This window comes from Acinetobacter sp. YH12105 (genome assembly GCF_013419095.1).
Classification (GTDB): domain Bacteria; phylum Pseudomonadota; class Gammaproteobacteria; order Pseudomonadales; family Moraxellaceae; genus Acinetobacter; species Acinetobacter pseudolwoffii.
In genome coordinates this window covers 1-1,148 of record NZ_VPAU01000052.1, presented here as the reverse complement: position 1 = coordinate 1,148, position 1,148 = coordinate 1, and the positions used below count along the sequence as shown (strand labels likewise).

The following is a 1,148-nucleotide window of genomic DNA, read 5'->3' as shown; positions in this document are numbered from 1 at the left end:
TATAAGAGATTTTATGTTAAATAGCCCTCAACAGAGGGCTATTTTTAATACTAAAAATTACATGCTTTTAAGACATAAGGATTCATATGCTGCACCTTTAGCTAAAACAGTCTTCAGCTTACCATTCGTGGTTATTTGCAATAGTGCCAAATAGATTCATTTTCGATACTCTTACTTCAAAGCCAAAATTTTTCGGGCACCATTAAGTACGAATAAAGAAACCAGTATGCCAATGATTAAGTCTGGATAAGCTGATCCCGTCCACGCCACGAGTACACCGGCAAATATAACGCCCATATTTACGACAACGTCATTCGCCGAGAAAATCCAACTGGCTTTCATATGTGCGCCATCTTCTCGATGACCAGAAATAAGATATAAGCATGTCACGTTAGCTATAAGTGCGAGCAGGCCAATAACAATCATGAGCGTTGATTCTGGCTCGCTTCCAAACATGAATCGTCTAATGACATCAACAATCACGATAACAGCAAGTAATAACTGAATCCAACCTGCGAAATGGGCTGCTTTTATTTGATATTTCGCAGCTTTTCCGACGGCATATAGCGCAATACCATAAACGGCTGCATCGGCAAACATATCTAGAGAATCAGCAATCAATCCTGTAGACGCAGCAATAATACCGCTGATGAATTCTATAAAGAAAAGTAGAGCATTAATACCTAATAACAGTTTAAGTACTTTAGCTTGTCTCACAGGATCAGGTTCATTAGGTATATCGCCTGAAGAAAGCTGTGTTTCATCAAGTTTCGCCCCAAAACCCAGTCCTTCGAGTTTAGCCGTAATTTGCTGAATCCCTTCATTATGGAAGACTTTCAGTTTTCGATTGGGAAGATCAAAAGTAAGACCTTTAACTGCTTCAATATCTGCAAGAGCCATACGGACCATTTGCTCTTCAGCAGAGCAATCCATTTTAGGAATGGTGTAGGTACTTGTTTGCTTAGCCTGTTGATTGCTTATATAAGTTTCAGTCTTCACAAGCTTTGCACCAAAACCCAAAGCTTCAAGTTTGGTGGTTATATTTTCATCTTTTTGATTATGTAGAACCTTTAAAGAACGGTTAGGTAAATCAAAGATGAGTTTTTGAACACCATCAATTGAAGATAGCGCCATACGAACCATCTGTT

The 1,148-nt window shown here is 38.8% G+C and carries 1 protein-coding gene; it reads right to left on the bottom strand.

Annotated features, from left to right (window positions below; translation table 11 throughout):
• Positions 1-171: 171 nt before the first annotated feature.
• Positions 172-1,148, bottom strand: a 977-nt coding sequence (locus FTU44_RS15050) for a cation transporter (protein ID WP_218950001.1), incomplete at its 5' end; no start/stop codon positions are given.